The sequence below is a fragment of the Myroides sp. genome (assembly GCF_032073645.1).
GTDB lineage: Bacteria > Bacteroidota > Bacteroidia > Flavobacteriales > Flavobacteriaceae > Flavobacterium > Flavobacterium odoratimimum.
This window is the reverse complement of sequence record NZ_DAMANB010000008.1, coordinates 139,098-161,424: the sequence shown is the minus strand read 5'-3', so window position 1 is coordinate 161,424 and position 22,327 is coordinate 139,098. Positions and strand designations below refer to the sequence as shown.

General features: G+C 32.7%; 12 protein-coding genes. 3 read left to right on the top strand and 9 right to left on the bottom strand.

Annotated elements, in window-relative coordinates:
• Positions 1-725: 725 nt before the first annotated feature.
• Positions 726-2,717 (bottom strand): S8 family serine peptidase, encoded by a 1,992-nt coding sequence (locus RT228_RS08325; protein WP_006256706.1) that lies wholly within the window; start codon positions 2,715-2,717, stop codon positions 726-728.
• Between the two features lie 334 nt (positions 2,718-3,051).
• Between RT228_RS08325 and RT228_RS08320 the strand changes: the two genes are divergently transcribed.
• On the top strand, positions 3,052-5,178 hold the full coding sequence (locus RT228_RS08320) for a M3 family metallopeptidase (protein ID WP_006260844.1): 2,127 nt from the start codon (positions 3,052-3,054) through the stop codon (positions 5,176-5,178).
• Between the two features lie 124 nt (positions 5,179-5,302).
• Here the strand turns inward: RT228_RS08320 and RT228_RS08315 are convergent, their stop codons facing one another.
• From RT228_RS08315 to RT228_RS08290, 6 genes are all read right to left on the bottom strand, one after another.
• Complete coding sequence (locus RT228_RS08315; protein ID WP_006256708.1) at positions 5,303-7,909, bottom strand: hypothetical protein; 2,607 nt, start codon at positions 7,907-7,909, stop codon at positions 5,303-5,305.
• A gap of 69 nt (positions 7,910-7,978) precedes the next feature.
• Complete coding sequence (locus tag RT228_RS08310) at positions 7,979-10,507, bottom strand: hypothetical protein (protein ID WP_006256709.1); 2,529 nt, start codon at positions 10,505-10,507, stop codon at positions 7,979-7,981.
• 21 nt (positions 10,508-10,528) lie between these two features.
• Positions 10,529-11,953, bottom strand: coding sequence for a hypothetical protein (locus RT228_RS08305; protein ID WP_006256710.1), 1,425 nt, complete (start codon positions 11,951-11,953; stop codon positions 10,529-10,531).
• A 527-nt stretch (positions 11,954-12,480) separates the two neighbouring features.
• A complete protein-coding gene (locus tag RT228_RS08300) occupies positions 12,481-13,020 on the bottom strand; it encodes a hypothetical protein (protein ID WP_006256711.1) in 540 nt (179 codons plus the stop codon).
• A gap of 13 nt (positions 13,021-13,033) precedes the next feature.
• Positions 13,034-16,276: a hypothetical protein gene (locus RT228_RS08295; protein ID WP_006256712.1), complete on the bottom strand. Its 3,243-nt coding sequence runs from the start codon at positions 16,274-16,276 to the stop codon at positions 13,034-13,036.
• A gap of 44 nt (positions 16,277-16,320) precedes the next feature.
• The gene (locus tag RT228_RS08290) at positions 16,321-17,448 is read right to left on the bottom strand and encodes a hypothetical protein (protein WP_006256713.1); all 1,128 of its coding nucleotides are present in this window, start codon (positions 17,446-17,448) and stop codon (positions 16,321-16,323) included.
• A gap of 803 nt (positions 17,449-18,251) precedes the next feature.
• Between RT228_RS08290 and RT228_RS08285 the strand changes: the two genes are divergently transcribed.
• Positions 18,252-18,779 carry an NADPH-dependent FMN reductase gene (locus RT228_RS08285; RefSeq protein WP_006256715.1) on the top strand — a complete coding sequence of 176 codons (528 nt, stop codon included), beginning with the start codon at positions 18,252-18,254 and terminating at the stop codon, positions 18,777-18,779.
• A gap of 43 nt (positions 18,780-18,822) precedes the next feature.
• Here the strand turns inward: RT228_RS08285 and RT228_RS08280 are convergent, their stop codons facing one another.
• Positions 18,823-19,203: a hypothetical protein gene (locus RT228_RS08280; protein WP_230456712.1), complete on the bottom strand. Its 381-nt coding sequence runs from the start codon at positions 19,201-19,203 to the stop codon at positions 18,823-18,825.
• A 255-nt stretch (positions 19,204-19,458) separates the two neighbouring features.
• Here RT228_RS08280 and RT228_RS08275 point away from each other — a divergent pair, with 255 nt between their 5' ends.
• Complete coding sequence (locus RT228_RS08275; RefSeq protein WP_006256717.1) at positions 19,459-20,580, top strand: FUSC family protein; 1,122 nt, start codon at positions 19,459-19,461, stop codon at positions 20,578-20,580.
• 49 nt (positions 20,581-20,629) lie between these two features.
• Here the strand turns inward: RT228_RS08275 and RT228_RS08270 are convergent, their stop codons facing one another.
• Positions 20,630-22,150, bottom strand: coding sequence for a WG repeat-containing protein (locus tag RT228_RS08270; protein WP_006256718.1), 1,521 nt, complete (start codon positions 22,148-22,150; stop codon positions 20,630-20,632).
• Positions 22,151-22,327 lie beyond the last annotated feature (177 nt).

Below are 22,327 nucleotides of genomic sequence, written 5' to 3'. Positions count from 1 at the left end.
TGCCTCTAGAGTCGTTATCACTTCTCTAATGCGGATGCAAAAGTAGTATCTTTTCCCTTACTTCCAAACTTATCTTTGCCTTTTTTTAAAGGTTTTTGAAAACTATTTCATAACTCTCTATTATATCACCTTTTACGAGAGAAAGTTTTTTTGTCTTTTTTTAATAGCTATAGTCTTGAGACATCTCTATACTATATATACGTAAAGAGCAGTACTTAATATTGTACTCTATTATATATATATAATAATTGAGAATATACCTTCTTATACCCTTTCTATCTATTTATAGATGTTACTTTATCCTATATAGAGGTGTTTTATCTACTTTTTTGTAGTTGATCTACTTATATAGGTGTGTGTTTTTTGAAGAAAAGTTCATTATAAAGTAGCTATATCCTTGTTTTGAAGAAAAACTAACACACTTTTTTTATTCTCATATTGAGCAATTATCCTCACAAGCAACTGTATATCAATAAGTAAAGTATATTACCAGTATTATATTTCTAAAACCTAAATACTCCCTAATCCCAGTAGTAGCAAGCCTTTATACCTACTTCTTCAACACTGCTTCAACATTTCTCCAAGATTACTCTACCTGAGCACCTCTTTCTTGAAGCAATATTGAAGAGGTCTTGTCGCGCTCTTGAAGGGGATTAACTTATAGTGACAATAAAAAAGCCCTAGACTATATAGTCCAGGGCTGTATATGAATATAAAAATGTTTTTTATTTCTTTAATATTTTTGCTCTAACACGTTCTCCTCCTACATTTATATTCAATAGATATACTCCTCGCTCCAATTTTCTCATGTCAATCACTGCACGATTAGTCGCTGTAAAATTAAATCGTTTTACTAAACGATTACTTAAATCAAAAACCTCTACTTCTGAAATAGTAAATACTTTATCCTTTGTAACTTCGACATTTGCGATATCTTGAACTGGATTTGGCCAAATCACTATATCTTCAGGCTCTACACCTTCAATAGTTGATATCTTTTCTATTCCTTCTAAATCTCCATTACTGATTAGTAAACTAAAGTCCTGTCTACCATACGACAATTCGCCTTTATGGCTCACTACCACTTCATATTCTCCTGCTTCAGGATTTACAATTTCTATTCTCTCCAGATTGTCGACATCATTATCTCCTTTTAGTGCATTGAGGTTACTCCTGTTTTTATTTAAATACCAAGGAAAATATTCTTCACCATCCTTGTATAACCTAATATCTAAATCGTTGATCAATTTATTATTCTTAAAGCTTCCTTTTAATTCATTCGAATCAAACAACGCTTCCCTATCTGTCCAACTTAATGTGACTAACAATCTCTCCGAAGGATTATCTAATTTAAACTTGTATCGAAAATCTTTTTTATTAAACAAAACACTTTCTTTTAGGACTGCACTGTCATCATTTACATTCTTTATGAATTCTATTCCCCTTTCTGCATTAATCATTCCCCATCCTATTTTATTCGTTGGGTACTTTTCTTCTAAGTACTCTGCTGTATGAGTCATCAGCCCTCGTAACGTAGCAGAACGCATCGGAAAATCATGTAGCTGTACATACCCTTGCTGCCAAAGAGTCAAAATAGCTGATACAACTGGCGATGCCATAGAAGTACCGCTCATCTCTTTATATACACCTACTGAAGGATTAGCATTATGATATCTCGGCAACTCGTACGCTGAAGATATAATCTTCACTCCTGGTGCAGCGATATCAGGTTTAATTCTAAAATCGCCTGTAGGACCATAACTACTAAACTTAGCCACGCTTAAACGATCTGAGCTATCTACGCCTACCGCGGCTACTACAACAGCATTCTTTGCATTCGTATTACCTAATAATAAATCATTACCATTCATAGTAGGATTAATTTTATCATAATACTCCCTATCATTACCTGCAGAAATTACTGGTTGATAATACGGATATGTATAAGTAAGTTTATCCAACTGATAAGCATCCTTGTTATAATATCCAAAATAAGTAGGAGGAACTAGTGGATTATCATAATCATCTAATGCTGCTATCCCATAAGAATGATTAGATATCAATAAACCCGATTGGGCTGCTGAAGCCATCTCTACTATATCATTATCCCAATCATAACTCCATACGCTAGCTTCAGGAGCTAATCCCTTAGCTGGAGCATAAGCACCACTTGCTATTAAGGTACCAGCTACATGAGTCGCATGATTTTTTCCAAGTTCTGCACGTTCTAAGTCTTCGCCATTAAGCTTCGCAATATTGATATCTGGATCTTTTAAAATCACACGGCTCGAAGCACCACTCTTAAACTCTTGATGCTGCTCAAAGGCAGGCTTACCATCCCATAGCCCTATAATCATATTTCTACCTTGAAGATTAACTCTCTGTCTACCTCCTTTCGAAATATTATCTACACCTGTCAGGCTACGTGATAACGCATTCTGAGTAGCGTAATAAATAGGAATTCCTTCATTATCTACAGTTCTCAACTGATAAATACGTCCATCCTTATAAACTCCCTTAGTAGGAACACTATATTGTTGCTGAAACCGTAAGACAGCTTCTTTATCTGACATTACCTCTCTGCTAAACTGCTGTATAATCTCTTTGTTCTTCTGTTCATCCTGTTGGCTCTTTATCTCATTTCTCAATTGAGGACTCTGAGCAAACAACGAACTACAAAATAGTAAAGTATATACTATACTACTTACATCCTTCATCAATACCAATGTGGTTAAAATTACATTCTTTAGAAGTTCAAATATATGATTGTGTTCTAAAAAAACTCTTATTGTGAATATAAAAATACAACCAAAATAAATAATCTATCTAAAAAAGAAGTATAAATATACCTTAAATACTCTATAAAATATCTCTCTCAAAACTCCCTCAGACCTATATCACTTCATTTAGAAACAAGGCAATACAGATGAATTACCATACGGTTATCCCTATTTTATTCATTCATAATAAGGTATAATGTATAGGACAGATTTCGTTGAATCACACATAAATCTTTATATTTGGACAAATCTAACAGTAACCTTAATATTTATGAAAATCAAAAAGACCGTACTAGGTGTAGTTGCAGGGGCATCTATTTTGTCTATTTCTTGTGACAAAGTAAAGAACGAAGCTGCTTCATCAGGAGATTGGAATGAAAGTAACGCTTTCTTTAACGAAAGCACATTGCCATACTATACAGCAGACTTTGACAAAATTAAAGACAAAGATTTCAAACCTGCATTATTAGAAGGAATGCGTCGTCAGATGGAAGCTATCGACAAAATAGTAGCGAATACAGAAGAACCAACTTTCGAAAACACTTTAGAAGCACTAGAGCGTTCTAGTGAATTACTAGATAGAGTAAGTTCTGTATTTGGGTTATTAACAGGAGCTCATACTAATGATGAACTTAAGGCAATTAACTCAGAATTGGCACCAAAATTTGCTGGTCATAGAGATGCTATATACTTAAATGATGGCTTGTTCCAACGCATTAAAAAACTTCACGACAATCAAGCTTCTCTGAATCTAAATGAAGAACAGAATAGACTACTGAATGTATATTATGAAAACTTCGAGAAATCAGGTGCTAATTTATCTCCTGAAGATAAAGAGAAATTAAAACAACTAAACCAAGACATTGCTACTTTAAACAATCAGTTTGGGGATAAATTATTAGCAGCGACTAAACAAGGTGGAGTTAAATTCACTAAAGAAGAATTAGCAGGATTATCTGATGACGAGCTTAATGCCATCAAACAAGAAGATGGTAGCTATGTAATCGCATTAAACAATACTACACAACAACCAGATCTAGATAAACTTACCAATAAAGAAGCTAGAAAGAAACTATTCGATCAGGCATGGGTAAGAGCTGAAAAAGGAGATGACAATGATACCAAAGCATCTATCCTATCTCTAGTGAAAAAACGTGCTGAGAAAGCTAAGTTAATGGGATTCGCTAACTATGCAGAATGGAGTCTACAAGGTTCTATGGCACAGAATGCTACTAATGCTACTAAAATACTGAAAGACCTAAGTCCTTATGCAGTAGGAGCAGCTAAAGAAGAAGCGGCTGATATCCAAGCATTAATTAATAAAGAAGCAGATCCATTCACACTAACGGCTGCTGACTGGAACTACTACGCTGAAAAAATCAGAGAAGAAAAGTATGCATTAAACCAAAATGAGCTTAAACCTTATTTTGAGATGAATAGTGTATTAGAGAATGGAGTATTCTACATGGCTACGCAATTATATGGTCTAAGCTTTAAAGAACGCAAAGACATCCCTGTATGGCAAGAAGATGTAAAAGTATACGAAATCTTCAATGAAGATGGTAGTCAGGTAGGGTTATTCTACACAGATTACTACCAAAGAGATTCTAAACGTGGTGGTGCATGGATGAGTAATATCGTAGGTCAGTCTAAATTATTAAACAGACTTCCTGTAATCTACAATGTAGGTAACTTCCCAAAACCAGCGAAAGGTCAACCTACTCTATTATCTCAAGATAATGTAATCACGATGTTCCACGAGTTCGGGCATGCATTACACGGATTCTTTGCTAATCAAACTTACCCTACTCTATCAGGTACTAGTGTATCACGTGACTTCGTAGAGTTCCCTTCACAATTCCACGAGCACTTCGCATTCGAACCTTCTGTATTAAAGAATTATGCTAAACACTATAAAACAGGAGAGGTAATCCCTGATGCTTTAGTTCAAAAAATGAAGAATGCAGGAACATTCAATAAAGGATATAGCATGACTGAGCTATTAGGTGCTTCTCTATTAGATATGGAATGGCATACTGTGTCTACTGATAAGAATATCACTGATGTACTCGCTTTTGAAAAAGAAGCTTTAGCTAAATATGGTTTAGACTTACCTACTGTTCCTCCTAGATACCGCAGTACTTACTTTAGCCACATCTTCGGAGGTGGATATGCTGCTGGATACTATTCGTACAAGTGGTCAGAAATGTTAGACTTCGACGCTTATGATTGGTTAGAACAAAACGGCGGTATGACTCGTGAGAATGGTCAAATCTTTAGAGATAAGATTTTATCTAAAGGAAACTCTGTTCCATTAGACAAATTATACAAAGACTTTAGAGGTAAAAACCCTACAATAGATGCTTTATTAAAGTACTCTGGTTTTACGAAGAAGTAATTGAAATAGAATAAAAACCCTCCAGCTGGAGGGTTTTTTTATACATTTACTACTGAACTAATATTTCTATATTAAAAACTTTTCACTGATAACGTAGTGATAAGCTATATAAAGTAAATAAAAGTTATTTTGTTGTAACACTAAACAGCCAAGCTAAAGCATTCGCTGTAAATTGTGAATTATAAACTGTCTGATTCGTTAAAGAAGGGGTTCTTCCGTATCCTGACTTACCTATAGGTCTATTATTACTATCTACTAAAAAAGGACAAATATTATCACTTCTCATAGCTCCGCTAGTTCCACTCTGTGAGTTAAAACCACCATCTCCTGCCCACACAAAATTAAGTTCTTTGTGCCTAAATGCAAAAATATTACCATTCGAATCTCTAGACAGTACTTCTATATCATTTATTGCTCTTCCTAAAGAGTTTGGTTCTATAGCTATACCTGTTGTAGCATCATCTCCTAATTTTTTATTGCGAATATCCCCAAATGGTCCATTTAAAACTGGATCATCAACATTAAGAATAGAACAAATAGTTCCTGAACGAGTACCTATATTTACAGCACTAATATTAGTTGTGCCTAATACAGCATTCAATAAATAATAAGTACTTGCATTATCATTTGCATCTGTTACTGCTAAAAGAGCCCCTCCTGACCTAACATAGTTTGCTATTGCTATGGCTGCAGTCTCATTCATTCTTGTATTATAACCTATACTGATTAAAGCTGGGTTAGAAGTATTTATTTCAGAGGCAACATTATTAATCGTCGAATCATTATTAACGATCACTGTAATACTTCCCTCCATAGCTACTGTGCTAGTAGGTAAAGATCCAAAATTATTTGGACTATCTATAAAAGCCTTAGAATGTCCTCTATCAAAACCGTAACCATAACTAGTTTTATTCGAGTAAGTCAACATTTTCTTTGAAGACAATGCTAATGTTACATCAAAACTACAAGTAGAAGCTCCTACACTTGTTGGCATATTAAGTATCATAGTCTTCTTATCATTATTTGTTGGTGTTCCTTTTCCATATAATACAAAAGCTGTATCATCTATAAAAATCTCCTTCTTTGTAAAAACTCCTTTTGCTTCAAAGTAAATACCATCAACAGTATTCGTCACAATATGATATTCGCCAGGTTCCACAACCTCCATTATTATAGTAACATAATTTGAGGCATTAAGTGGTGTACCAGCTCTATACTTACCGAATACTTGTTGATTGCCCGGAAAACAATAAATTTTCAACACTGCTTCTTTAGATTTGACAGGTAAGTTATATACACAACTAGCACTAACAATATTCTCATTACTTGCAGTTGGATTATATTCTTTTATACCTTGAGAAGACATTTGTATAACCATAGGTAAAGTAGTCCCGCCTACCGTAGGTTTTCCTGTATTAACAATCGGTCTCATCTCTACCATCTGAATATCATTCGTAGCAACATTAAACTTAAAGTCAACTATATCAGATTCAAACTCTATCTTTTGTGTCTGAGTTGAACTAATTTCAATTACACCTCTTACTTTTCCTCTCCCTGTGGCGATAACCTTAACAGGTACCATAATTTTATGAGAAGTAGTTAATGGTTCATTCTTTAAAAACTCTCCAACAGAGGTCACTTTAGTACAATCAATAATAACCTCAACCTTCGAAATTACTGCAAAATATGGATATACACTTGGTGTTTCACCTTGTTCTACTTTTACATAAGAATTACTAATAAAATCCAAATCAGTTTGCATAGGCCACGTAGGAGTACCATAACCATCCAATTCAATAATAGCCGTTTTACTACTAACTTCTTGAGATGTCAATGTTCTTGTTTTCTTAAAGTAAATCCCGTTAACAGTAGGGGTGGTAATTGTTACAACTCCACCTTGAGAAATATTATTAATAGTAACACGCATTTTCCCCGTAGTTTTAACGTCATTTAAATCTACTCCCGTATAAAAGTTACCAATCTGCTCTACTTTAATTATATCATAAGTCAACGCTCTTTTCTCTACTTCATTACTAAGTGTGCAGGTTGCTAGTTTCTTATTCAGAAAGAACTTAATTGTATCCTTTCCACCAGAAACCCCATTAGTACGTTCATATCCTTTTACAGGAGTTCCATTTCCTTTTAAAACTAAAGTATAATCGCCTTTTTGAGGAAAAATACCACTAGCTAAAAAGCTATAACCATTCTCCTTCCCCGTATTATCATAAGCAATAGCCTGAATTTCATAAGATCCTGGTATACTAACACTAACATCGACTGTAATAACATTTTTTCTAGAATCTAAAAACACACCTTCAATATAGTCTCCTGTAATCTTTATTGCTCTACACTTATCATCAGGTATAATAAATGTTGCAGGACCAACATCCCCACAGACATTCATCCATTGTTGACGACTTGTGTTATAAAATTCAACACACTCTATTGTTGTATTATAAATAACCATTCCGCCTAGTAATTCATGACTAGGAATCCGCATACGTTCTGTTGTAGACATACGAGGCAATAAAAAACCTTTTTCTTTAGAATTTAATTCTAAAAGGCTAAAATTCAATGGATTTAACGCATCAGAAGAAGAATCATCTGATATTTGGGTACCTTTTTCTGTCAATACCTGTGCTACACTTATCTGAGTTGGGCCTAACACATAGAAAAGGAGAATCAACAGTACAGTTCTGATGCTTTTATTTAAACTTATATGTTGTATCATAAACTTCATTTTTTTGATAAAAACTAGGGAATCTATTCTTCCCTAGTTTATAATTTTTATTAACAAGGATTACTTTTTATGTTCAATAACATAATCAATGGCCCAAGCCAATGTATTAGCATATAAAACAGCATTATAAACAACACCATTATCTGCATAATTCTTTGGTTTAGGAACACCTTGACTATCAAAATTAGAAGGGAATATAGATAGATTCTTATAATCTTTCTTCCCTATAAACCATCCGCCATCTCCAACAAACACAAACCCTAAATCACGATGTTTCATAGCCCAAATAGAATTAACATCTCCTTGTTTTGAAACTAAAGGAACATAACTATTTGGCAAATTAGAGTAATACCATCCATTATGTGCATCATTCCCCATCACCTTACCAGATAAATCTCCAAAAGGCCCTTTTATAATCGATTCGTTATTTGCAGAAGACAACACAGGATTCAGCATAGTATAATTATTAGACACACTAATACTACTACCTCCTACTGTTAAACCAGCTAACCTTTCTATAACATTCTTAGTATATGTTCTAGGTGTACTCTCATCTCCAATGATTAATACTCCTTTCTTATCACGTACAAATGCAACTAATACATCTTGTGTTTCTGTTCTGGTAAAATTATATCCTATTACATTGATAATAATATCCACATTATTGGAAGCAATGAATCTATCCAAATCAGCTCCTTGAGCATTAGTACTTAATACTCTCACCGAATTCACTTTTACTGTTCCCATTGGGCCAAAATTAGTACTACTCTTAAGAATTGCTCCTCCAGCATAAACAGTACTACTATTGGCACCGTAATTTGTTCCACCTAAAGACAATACTACTATATCGTGTGCTTTTACTTGTGCAACTACAGAGCACAGAGACGAATTAGAATCTAATCCTTCTGCTATAAGATTAAACACTGTCAGTCCTCCTGTAGTAAATATTCCAACTGGATCTAAAGTCACTGTTGCTTTTCCTTTCATTCTATCCGAATCAGTAAAAACACCTGTTTTTGTAAAATAAACACCATTAACAGTATTTGTTTTAATTGTATAATTCTCTGCATACCCTACATTTACACTTACTTCAATACCATGTTTACCTGCTTGTAAAGGAGTATTTACCAAAAAATTGTTATTTCTACTAGTAGATCCATTTGAAAAAGCAAAAGCACTAGAACAATCAAATGTATAATTCTTAGAACGTTCCACTACATTTATAACTGGAAAAGAAGAACAGAAAGCTCCCCCTGAATTAGGTGTTATAGTAGTAAACTCAATAGTTTTTGCTTTTACAGGAATCTTCACATATTGTCCATTTTGCATCTCTGGATATAAGGTCACATACTGTACATTATCAGATCCATTAAAAGTCAAAGTTGTACTTGGTGCAACAAATTTCACAGGAGTATCTGTTGTTCCTTTTATTATTCCATTTAATTCTATATCAACTATACCAGGCGCTAATACTTTTAAAGGAAGTAATATAGAGTTACTCTTAGTTAAAAAAGTATCTTCTTTATATTCTCCTCTCATTTGTATTTCATTAGTATTACATACTAATTCAAAACTAGTAGGAACTACTTTTACTTCAGCTGTAACGTTAGATGTTTTATTATTCTTTGAATTCGTAATAAACTTAAAAGTACTATTTACAACATTTATTGGAACTCCTTGCGCATATAGATATATCTCCGCTCTCCCTTCTTGTGTAAACTCTCCTGACCCGCTAAAACTAATACCATTTAGAGTCTCTGTACTTTGTACTCTCCAGAACCCTACCGTTGTCACATCAACAAGAACTTTAATTTTATTATCATTTGCATTTAAAGCAACTCCTTTATAAGCTGACCAAGCAACATCAACTGTTTGAGGTTCTACAAGTCTAAAATCTAACTCAGATGATTTCACTTTAATACGTATAGAAGTACAAGTCGTATCTTTCTTACCATTTATCATAAAAGTAACTAGATCTCCTGGTGTTTCATTTGGTTCTAATGGGGTTCCAAATCCTTCTAATGCAATTGAATAAACTCCTTTTGTTTCGAATATTCCTGATTTACTAAAAGAATACCCATTTGTTGTTACTGCACTAATATTATATGATCCTGTTTCTACCACATTAATTGTAATGTATAAAACATCTGTATCTCTTAAACTTTGGCCTTGTTTTAATTCTTTAGCTCCACTCGAATTTAAATAAACCTTAGAACAGTCTAAAGTTAATTTTGCAGGAGGCAATGTTCCACATACACTAAGCCATTTATTTGCTGTTGTACTCCAATAGTTGATACAATCATTATCTGTATTATAAATAACAAGTCCATTTCCTCTTACTTTATCGTCAATATTAATTTTATCCCTTTCAACGGTGGTCATTCTAGGCAATAGAAAACCTTTCGTAACACTTTCTAATTCTAAGATAGAATATGGAGCAGCAGTAGCATTTGTCACACCTGCAACAGAACCATCTTTTAACTTCGTCATATCATTTTGTCCAAAAGACAATGAAGCATTTACAAGAAATAGAATCATAATCAAAAGAACCGAATAAAACGAATCGATATGTAGTTTTTTAATTTCCATCAATATTATTTTTAATGATTACTATTTTACTAATAATGCTTCTAACGCTTGCAAGCGTTTAGCCATTTCATTCATTTCAGTTTCTAACTTCTCAATGCGATATCCTTTTTTATTCAGCTCTTTTTGTTGATCAATAACATGTAAAAAGAGTTCTTCTGTCTTTTCTAATAGCTGAATAGATAATTCAGACACATTAAATGAGTAGCCTAGATCTGTTTTCTCTAAATCTGCAATAGGAGTTATACCTGGTAGATGTCTATTCGTTCTAATAAATCTATCTACACTAGTTAAATCATAGAACTTATAATCGTATTTTAAATTAGAATATCCTTCAAAATAATTATCAAATACATAGTCTGCATAATAGCTATTCGTAGCAGTTATACTACCATTTATTCTCAATTTTTCATTAGGTACTTTAGCTGAATCAGACTTTTCAGAATACCCAATTCCTACCCAACCATTGATGTAGATATCTTGGTTATTTTTAGTAGCCTGTTCTGTTGTATTAACAACGTACCAAGGTTCTTGAGCGATCTGATTAAACGAAATAAAAGTAGGGCTCTTTAATTCATCTGTATAGATTAATTGCTTCGTATTAATATCAGCTTTTAATGAAGTTAACGTTTCTGAATTAGTAAAAATATCAGCTACATAAATAGTTGTGATATCCTTATTTTCATCACTATACACTAATGCTTTCCCCTTACTATTATAATCATCTTCTAGCTTTAATGATGTAACTGTTTCTATTCCAGAAGGACTTCCGTCACTTCCAATACCACCAAACAAATCACTCCCTTTAATATCTACAAGATCTTCCTGTTCGTTTTTATATACAAACTTCTTTGCTTTATAGGTTCTTAATAAAGAAGGTACAACAGGAGCATTAGGATCTATTTCTTTTTCTTTATCTACATGCACCTCCATCATTTCACCAGTAACAGGATTTTGTTCTAAATAAACATACATTGTTATCTCTTCAGGAGTCAAAGTAGTTAAGGTCTCAAATTTCCTAATAACCTCACTAAGTTTCATTGTTTCTTCTTCATTGGTATCTTTATTAATCCAGGTAAAGATATAATCACCTTTATCCTCAATAATTTTCACACTATTCGGATCAGCTATCTCCTTTATGTAGTGATTCAAAGTTGTATTAGAAACAAGAGTATTCCATTTATCTCCACTCCAGAAATAAAAACCTGCCAACATATCTTTAGTACCTGTATGATATACTATTAGACTATCTGGATAGTCTGTTCCTACTATTGTCAACTTATCTGTACTGTTTTTTAATTCAATACGCGGGATCAAAACTCCTTTATTATTAGAATAAATTTCTAATTCAGATGAGTTATTGGGCAAATGGGTTCCTATTCCAGTCTGACCATACACACTACTAACTAGTGTAAAAATTATCATAATAAGAAAATGCGGCTTTTTCATTTTATTGTATTTTTTATAGTTAAATGTTAATTGTTTTGTATAAAATTACAAACAATTACAAACAAAAAACATAAAAAACAATAACAAATATATATTTTTATATAAATAAAAATTAATACATAGAAAAAATGAAAAACAATCAATAAAAATTATTTTTTTAATAAAAAAAACTTATAAATAGTTAAAAAAATACCAAAAAAATTAATAATTAAAATCAACATTTTACAATAAAACAATAAATACATCTAAAAAAAATATTTTTTAGCAGATCAAAAAACTGTAGTTTTCATTCTTTTACAATAAAACACCTCTCGCAAACAAATAGTATTATTTACTTTTTCACTTCTTCTTATTTAGCATAATCCCCCCTTCTTATATACTTTTATAATTTTAAAACTTACATAAAAAAGAAGAGTCACCTCATCACAAGGTAACTCTTCTCAAAATTGTGTTATAAAAAATCACACTTTCGTGTCTCGTCAATCAAAATAATCAGAATTTAAACAATACTATCTTTCACTGACAGATTACTCTGCTGCCCAAAAAGCCCACTCTTTACCATTAAAAACACACATCATATTTGATTTTGTATCATAAACTATCGTACCTGTTGGTGGAGAAACTATGTTTAAATGTGGGCTTTCTACTCTAGGTAAAACCAATGCTTTACTTGGGCTATCTAATACAAGAACTCCATCTATGGCCACAGAAGGGTCATTTCCTATTAAAATATTAGCACTTGCTATTTCAGTTAATTTATCTTGTGCTATTATATTTACCTCACCTGTATTAATCGATAAATCTACCCATTGATTTATACCATTAGAGTACTTAATTTTTTTATCTATCACATCGTAAATTAATGTTCCTTCCGCTGCACTAGTCGCAAGAGCGCTATTAATCTTAGGTAAAACTATACCTCGGGTATCATCATCAGGAAACTCTAGTATAGAGCTTGGAGATAAAAAATAATCTTTACTCCCAATATTTACTTGTTGGCTCCATGCAGATAAAGGGATAATACCCACACAAAACAAAATATAACTAAAAAAAATCTTATTTTTCATTTTCTTCTTGTTTTTAATTGTCAGGGCATGATTGCACTATACAAGCCCATATTTTACCATTGTACAACTTCATACACTTATTAGTTGTATCATAAACCATCATCCCTGCTATAGGGTTTGAAAACGCCTTAATCTGTGTATCAGTTAATCGAGTAAGAACAAATCCTTTAGATTTAGATTCTAAATAAAGAATTGCATTTATACCATCTTCTGCTAAAAGCTCTCCATTACTACGATCTAAACTAGTCATGATAACAAAATCAGCATTTTTCTTTACTATACTACCTTCTACTCCTGGATAATAACAAATTAAACTACCTCCACAGAATGGAATTGTTGGATCTAATACAGTATACGCATCATCCAAGCTCGAATTAATACATACATCCTCAGAATTTCCTATTAACTCTATACTTGCTCCAAAATCAACCACTTGAGCAATATCTGCATCAGGGACTTCACTAGGTTTAGTGTATTTATTTCCTGTTGCGGCTTCTATTATTGCTAAGAAATCTAATGCCTGTAACTCATATGTTAATTCTAAGGTGCTTCCTCCATTAATATTTAAGCCTTCGACAATGTGCATTCCTTCTTCACTTTCTATCATTCCTTGTCCCAGATTAGATTGGAATTTATTAAACCTAAAGTCTTCATGATACATAAACATAATTCTCAAATCAGCAAATGTAACAGTTGGATTTGGGTTTTTTACTTTAGCCTTAATTGTAATAATGCCATTTTCTTTATAACATTTATTCAAAACAGGCTCAATACTTATTTCAGGAGATAATACTCTAGGCTGATAAATCATTTCAACTTTAGTAGATGTACACGATGTAAAATTATTGTAATCACAACTCTCTATAGTCAGTACCTTATTCTCATTAAGACTTGTATATGTCAATTGTCCTCTATTTTCGTAGACTTTTGCTACTGCATCGTCTTTAAAACGTACCCTTGCTGTAATTGTAGTAAAAGTCATAGGGTCTAATTTAACCTTATCTATCTCTAGTTTTCTGGTTCCTTCATAATTATTGAAAATTGCATCATTAAAAGCACCTTCTGTAGACATCAACCCTCCATCAACCCAAAACATTCCTTCAGGTAATTCATCCTCAATCTTAACATAACGGGGTTCACATGAATAATTCCACACTTTAAATGTATACTCAAAACCACTACATGAAACTACCTTTGCTGGTGCTTGTAATGTAAACTCTATCCCATCTGGATTAGGAGATGCAGGTCTTGGACAATTTAACTCAAAATCTCCAATTGCAATTCCTTGATATCCTCTTGACTTAGTTCTATAATGAATTTTATGCTTTATTTCTATTCTTGTCACCTCATGCGGAAAAGTAACAACTGCTGCCCCATTTTTATTCGAAATACTAGACCGTTTTAATCCTGTGACAATACCTCCACCAACAGAGAAAGTCTTTTTACTACTATTAGAACTACTCGAAATCACACCTCTATAAGTCGTATTACCACAATACCCTATTACCTCTACCATATCGGTACTTGTACTAGTTTTATCTATTCCATAAATTTTAAATTTAGCAAAAGTAGCCCCATCCTTAAATGTAATATTTGTAATCGAATAGTTATCATCACTTCCTCTTACCCCTCTAAATTTAGACTCTAAAAGAGTTCCATTAGACACTCTTGGATATTTTGACGCTTGCATAGAAGGGGTTTCCTTACCATTACTATAGGTCTTATAAGTAACATCAAATCTCAATCCATTCGACACTGTTAAATTTGACATACTTTTTAATCCAGCAGTCCATTGGCGAGAACTAAAATTAAACAATCCTGTTTCGTTTGTAGTACAAGCATTACATTGTGCCACGGCTGCATCTGCTCCAAAAGTTATATATAATTCGTCTCTATTAATTGGCAATCTGAACAAATGCTCATCAAGCTCCCCTCCTATGTATTGTCCAGGAATAACAGCTAACCAATTTTGATTTCTAGCATCAGCTTCTGTTTTAGCTACCAACATTTTCACATCATACCCTTGACCACTATAAGGAAAATCTTCTCCACCTGCTCTCACTTCTACTATAGTACTTCCTAAATTAGTCTTCCTAAATAACCAAAATTTATCATCTAATATCTCACTATATCCACACCCATGATCATTTACTTTAGTAGAAGTATATCCTTGGCCAATATTAGTTCCCCAGTAGATTGCAGCATTATCTCTATTTAATGGTTCCTCTTGAATTACCCCAAGTCCAACTTCAAACTCTGTTCCTATAGTATTTACTGTCAAAGCTGCCCCTGAAGCAGTAGAACGAGATACAGAAATACTCGTATTAGCATCATCTCTAAAAATACCTGCTACATTATTATGATACCCTAAACCTGTTCGCCCCCATGGCCAGAAAACACTTCCATAAGATGACATATAAGCTGCATTATCTAATGTAATACCATATTTAGTTGCTAAATAACTCTCAATTTTACTTGTCTCAGCTCCATTTAACTTTCGATTGTAAACAATAATTTCTCCTATTTGTCCCATAAAGAACCCTGAAGTCAAACTCGCTCCTCCAATAATAACTCCTTCATCTGGTTTTAAAGCCCCCTTAGCTGCTCCTGTTAATTTATTTCCTTTACTATCTAATGAATATTCTGTTCCACTGAACCTGAAAGTCACATAATTAGTTGCTCCTTCTGGCACATAAGTAGTCTGTAGAGCTGTTGTATTAATCTCATATCCACCATGTCCATCTCTAGCACTAGTAAGACGTACACGTCCCCCCGTTTCTTTTGGACTGAATCCAATAGAAGGTCTTCTTGTAGATTTAGATGAAGGATCAGTACTACCAAATCCCATATAGTACATCCTTTTCTCATTCTTTCCTTTTTCCGCAATATATACACCAAAAACAGTCAGTCCATCAACAAATCCACTAATACCAAGAGGTGTAGCTAAAAATTGGCTACCATTAAACACCAATGCATTATTAAAATTCATTTTGTAACTTCCCTTTAATAAAGTAGGCCTTTGCTTTCCTGCCTGACTTACAGCACTAAAAGTCATATTCAAATGACTATCAGTAGTTACAGGTGCATTTGCCCATTCATCAACTTCAGTAGAAGAATACATTTTAACTCTATTATCTGGTTTTAACCAAAGCTGTACATTCCCTACTCCTCCAGGATATTCTCTTTGAGCAAATAAAGGCATACTCGTCAATCCTAAAAATAAAAGGGCTAAAATCTTATATAAATATCTATACATATCCTGTAGTTTAAACAATTAAAATAAAAAAGATAAAATCCCTTTTACTCCTTTATATATTCAACAATTACATAATAGTTACCAGCTGGGTTATTCTGAATAATAGTCCCCGCAGTACCAATAGCCAAAACTGTCTTTGTCCCACTGACTTGTTTGCTAATCACTCCTCTTGTCATCGAATTACTACTCTCATTAATCAATTTAGCATCTACTACTAGGCCTGAAATTACTTTTGGTAACTCAACAGAGGTAAAAGAAGTAGCTTTATTTAACTTCACTATATATCGCATCACATCTTTTTCATCCCATTTCCCTATAATCTCCTCTTTAACAGTCGAATAAAAATTATCATTCCCTTTTACTGTTTTTGCAATATTTTTTATATGCTCTGTATTTTCAGCTTGATTAACAATAGTCTTAAAATCGTTACTCACATCCTGAGATACGGTAATATATTCTGGAATAGAACTCTCATTTATATATTTATAATAAATCATACCTGCATTAGGTACATTTGCAATATTCTCTTCTACTCCTTCTTTATTATAACGAGTTACATTCGTAACTGTTTCTTTCACAGCAGACGGAACAAAACTCTCTATATATTCCGTAAACACAGTACTTCCTTTTAAAAGCTCTGTCAGCTTCACGTTATTTTCAATACCTCGCTCAGGTTTATATACTAATACAGCCTCTCCTTCATCATACACCGTAGATAATGATGTCAAAGACTCAAACGTCTTAATAACATCACTAAGTTTCATTGTTTCTTTAATATTAGTATCCTTATTAATCCATGTAAAAATATAGTCTCCTTCATCATATGTAACCGTAACACTATTCGGATCCGCAATTTCTTTGATATAGTGCTGTAAAGTAGTATTAGAAACTAAGGCATTCCAATGATTCTCAGCCCAAAAATAGTATCCCGCTAACATAGCTTTAGTTCCCGTATGATAAATCATCAAACTTTCAGGATACTCTGTTCCAACAATAGTAGACTTATCTTTAGTATTTTTTAATTCAAGACGTGGAATTAGAACTCCTTTATCTTTAGACTTAATCTCTAACTCAGAAGAACTACTTGGAATTTGAGTTCCAATACCAGTTTGACCATACGCTCCTACTCCAAGTGTGAATATTATTAAAATTAGCAAATGTGGTGTTTTCATTATATTGTGTTTTTTATTAATTACAATCTAAATATTCTATCAAAAATACAAATATTAACACAATTTTATATACATTACACTATGCAAATTTATTTTTTATATAAAAAACAACGAAACAAAGTAAATATTAACAAAAACAAAATAAAAAACAACAGTGGTAAAATTTATAAACACTCAACACTTAAACATATTATTAAAAATTCTTATACCCATATAGTATATTCAACATAAATGATAAATTAAACACATTAATTACAACTTTTTATCAATATAAAAAACCTATAAAACTGTAATTATTATATATACACATTAAACAAGGCCTTGATTAGAATTAAAAATTCTATAACAAAAATATTTTATTCTTATAGTTTTTTTCTCAAAAATCATATTTATCGCCCTTCAATTGAAAAATTAGGATTCATTCTCACTTCAAAAAGTATTTTATATACTTTGTTGAAAATAAGATGCTAAACAGATTGATAAGACTTATAGGAAAAAATGTTCTCCTCTTTCCTTACTTCCTTTATATGATAGAAATTACAAATTCCTGGTTCTCTTCATACATATATTCAGGAAACTGAAGGATCACAATGCTATTCTCTTTAGAAAAATTCTTTATGCATGTCTTTTTTCGATATATAACTCTGTATCTACCCACTAATGCTTCTCCTTTTTATTGTAATTCACTGCAACTAGGAGTAAAACATACAAGCCCTATTTCTGAAAAACTTATTCTAGATTAAGTGTGCTTCTTTGTTTCTACATATACCTTTGTCTCATCGAAACAGAAAAATAAAACAACAATGAATATATTAGCTTTTGCTGCTACCAATAGCAGTACTTCTATAAACTTAGAATTAGTAAAAAGTGTAACTACTCAATTTGAAGGACATAACATTAATATTCTAGATATCAATGACTATGAGATGCCTATTTATTCTCAAGATAGAAATAACCAAGGTGTACCTCAGCAAGCATTAGATTTTAATCAAGCGATTCTAAATGCTGATGCTATTATTATAGGATTAGCAGAACACAACGGTACGTTTAGTACTGCTTTTAAAAACATATTTGATTGGGGGTCTAGAGTGGAGAAAAACTTCTTTCAAAACAAACCAATGATGTTATTATCTACATCACCTGGACCTCGTGGAGGACAATCTGTCATGGATAATGCTTCAAGCATATTTCCTTACTTTGGAGGGAATATTAAATGTCAGTTTTCATTACCTAGTTTTCAAGATAATTTTAGTAATGGATCAATTAATACACCTGAATTAGCTTCTCAATTAACAGAGAAAATTAATAGTTTTAAACAACAACTTTCTTAAGTCTTTAAAAAATCCCTACAAAGATTTTGTAGGGATTTTTACTTTATATACTCATATTATTGTATATAGAAGAAAAGGTTTTAATGATTTCTTTTAGATCCTCTCCTGTAAAGTTTAATTGAATACGCTCTCCTGTTCGCAACCATAATACCAATTGCGATTTTTGACTATCTATCTCTGTGATAGAATAAGAGATTACTTGTTTTAATGGTAGTACCCTATACTCTACAGCACCTCCTGCTCTATTAAAACTAAACATGAATTGAGAATACGTTAGTGTAAACTGTCCATTTACTCCTCTATATCCTACTTTAAATTTAATCCAACTAGAAAATTTACTAAATGTTGTTTTAGTAACACTAGTATCTACTTTCTTTAAACCATCGATTACATAGTTAACTTCTCCCATATTCACTTTTTTCATTTAAATATATACATTTATACTTATATTCTTTACTTCAATAAAAAAATGAGTAAATAAGACTATAATAATATGTAATAATCACGATATAAATCAAACTCATCCCATCTTTTACCTCTTTGATTCAAATTCCTTACCTTTGTATTGTTCAAATGCTTACCAATACTAAAGAATATCTTATCTCTTATACTTACCCGATAAGGTAAAGCATTTCCACAGCACTAATCTCTACTGAGAGAATTTTTAGAATCAACGAAAATGAAGAATAACTTTTTTGTCAACTTGTTACAACAAGAGAGCAAAACACTATTTAAATTAAAACACAGCGAACGACTGTGGCATATCCCTTTGATGGCAATGCTCGCTACAGGACTTCCCTTATTAACAGGATGGTATTTTGACAATCTTCAAGCAGGACTTTTAGCCTGTCTAGCAGGATTAGTTATCTTATACCTCCCTTCTAATATTCCTACTGCTCAGCGCATGATCACCATGCTGGTATGTTCCTTTGGTTTTATGTTATCCTTTGCAGTAGGCATATCGTTTAGCTTTAACTTTATTGCTTCTGCTATAGCCTTTGGTATATTCGTTACTGCAGTTCATTGGGTCAACCTATATTTCAATACTCGCCCCCCTGGTAGCTTCTTTTTTATTATGGTAGCTTCTATGTCTAGTAATATGCCATTTAAGTTAGCAACTATCCCTACACGTCTAGGATATGTAGTCATGGGAACCATGTTTGCTTGTACTCTAGCCTTAATATACAGTGTTATAGTAGGCAAAAAATACAACAGTAAAACAACTATACGCCTAGTACGTCCTGTCCCAGTCAAAGACCAATTTGATTACCTTATCAAATCTATTATAGTAGGCGCCTTCATGTGTATTTCTTTATTAATAGGTCATCTATTGAAATTTGACAATCCATATTGGATCCCTATTTCTTGTGCCGCCATTATGCAAGGGATTTCTTTATACCACGTATGGCAACGTGCACTACAGCGTATCGCAGGTACCTTTATTGGATTAGGACTTTGTTGGGCACTTATCTCAGTCTCTACAGCACCTTTATATTTATGTATTTGTATAATGGTACTTCAGTTTATTATAGAAATGTTTATTTCTCGTAACTATGCAGTAGCTGTTATCTTTATTACAGCTCTTACAGTGCTTCTTGCAGAGGCGGGTAATCCTATTATCAGCACACCTAATATCTTGATCCAAGCTCGTTTTATCGATATTGTGATTGGAAGTATTATAGGAGGTATTGGTGGTTGGTTCTTACATCATGAGTACCTAAGAAAACAAACTCGCGATAGTTTGCGCACTACACGATTACAATTACTCAAGAAAAAAAGGCATAAAATAGTAAAACAATAAATCACATAGAAAAAACCCCTATAGAATCTAATCTATAGAGGTTTTTTCTTTATACCTTTCGGGATGTAAACTCTAATATATTTTTTCCAGGATGAAACTCCTCTCCATTCCCTAGGTTTATATAAAAACAATTGTATACGTTCTTCACTTCTCCCTTCTCTCTTTCTAACTCTACTTCAGCTAAGTACTCTGCTCCATCTTTTACATAGGTAAATATAGGTTCGTACACCACAGTTCTAGTAGTGATATCTAATATCCCATACAAGCCATTTTCTTCTAACTGAAATACACAAAACCTGATATTATCCATTAAGCGCAAAGAAAAAAATACAGGTGATAACAGCCACTCCTGAAGATCTACATTCCACACTCCTACTCTACTTACTTGATCCTTTTTAATCGACACAAAATAAAGAGGTTCTTTTATACTGCTTATCGTTCTAATCTTCTCTAGTAAGAACCCCTGAGGGATATCTTTCTGATCTATTAATAATTCTTTTGCAGGCCAAAGTACCTCATTGTAATAAGAGGTAATTGAGTAATCACTTGGCTTATCTAAACAATCTTTAAGTACTCCGTGCTTTGTCAAGATATAGAATTCGTTTACTCTACTTTCCGCACTAATAGGAGCTACTTCCACTATAAAGAAATGCTTAGAGACTACGGGATAAATATTCAATACATTCTTCCAAATATCTTGTATACTGCGTTCACTTTTAATATCAATTACCTTTAGATGAACAGGAATATACATATCAAATTCATAGTTGACATAATACCTTCCATTCCCTATCGTATCTCTACAGATAGTTGGTTTAGCTATTAAGTGAGACTTAGCTGTCTGCATAGATACCTTGTATTCCTTCCCTTTATAAGTAATTGGAAAAATAGGTTGAGGAATTACTTCATAGGACTTCACTCTTTTACCTTTCAGATTATACACTCTTACCTCATCATCATTCACTTTTCTCACCCATCGCAATCCATTGTCATAAGTACTAACTACTTTTTTGACTATTCGTTTTAATCTATCCTTTTTTGCAAAATACAGATCATCTCCTACCTGAATTAATTTACTACCAATCTGTTTTATCCTGATAGAAGTACCACTTCTAGTAAGTCTATCTTTAGTAATCGTCTTTGTATCTAGTACCTGTCTTGTATCTAATGCTAATACAGTTACTTTCTCTCTTATGACCTCTGTCCCCCATAACGGTTTAAAGGAAGAGCTAGTACTCATGATATTAAAGTTAGGCAAGAACTTCCATTGCCAGAAGCGACTGTGGACAGTATACGACTGCACAATATTAGCTACTGTAAAACACCCTACCTCATATAACTCTATTCGATCATATCGACACTTCAGTACCTCTTTATTCTCTAGGTCTATCACACCGTACATCCCTTGCTTATCACGTACTACAGCATAACCTGACTTAGTGAATAATCCTCCACTAGCATACTGTTGACTGATAACAATTTGTTTATCTTGATTACAATATCCATACATTCCTTTCTCATCTACAAAAGGATATATAGCAGCGGTCTTATTAGTTAATGTGGTATTCATAAGCCTGAAGTTTAAAAAGTCTCTTAAATATAGTGATTTTTTAAACTTCTTCTTTAAAAACAAAAACTTAATTAACTAAATACCAAATACTTTAACACACTTATATTATTCTTTTTGCAATAATTCTAATTCTAGAATGTACTTATTCTCTAACTCTTTATCTCCACTTAGTACAAA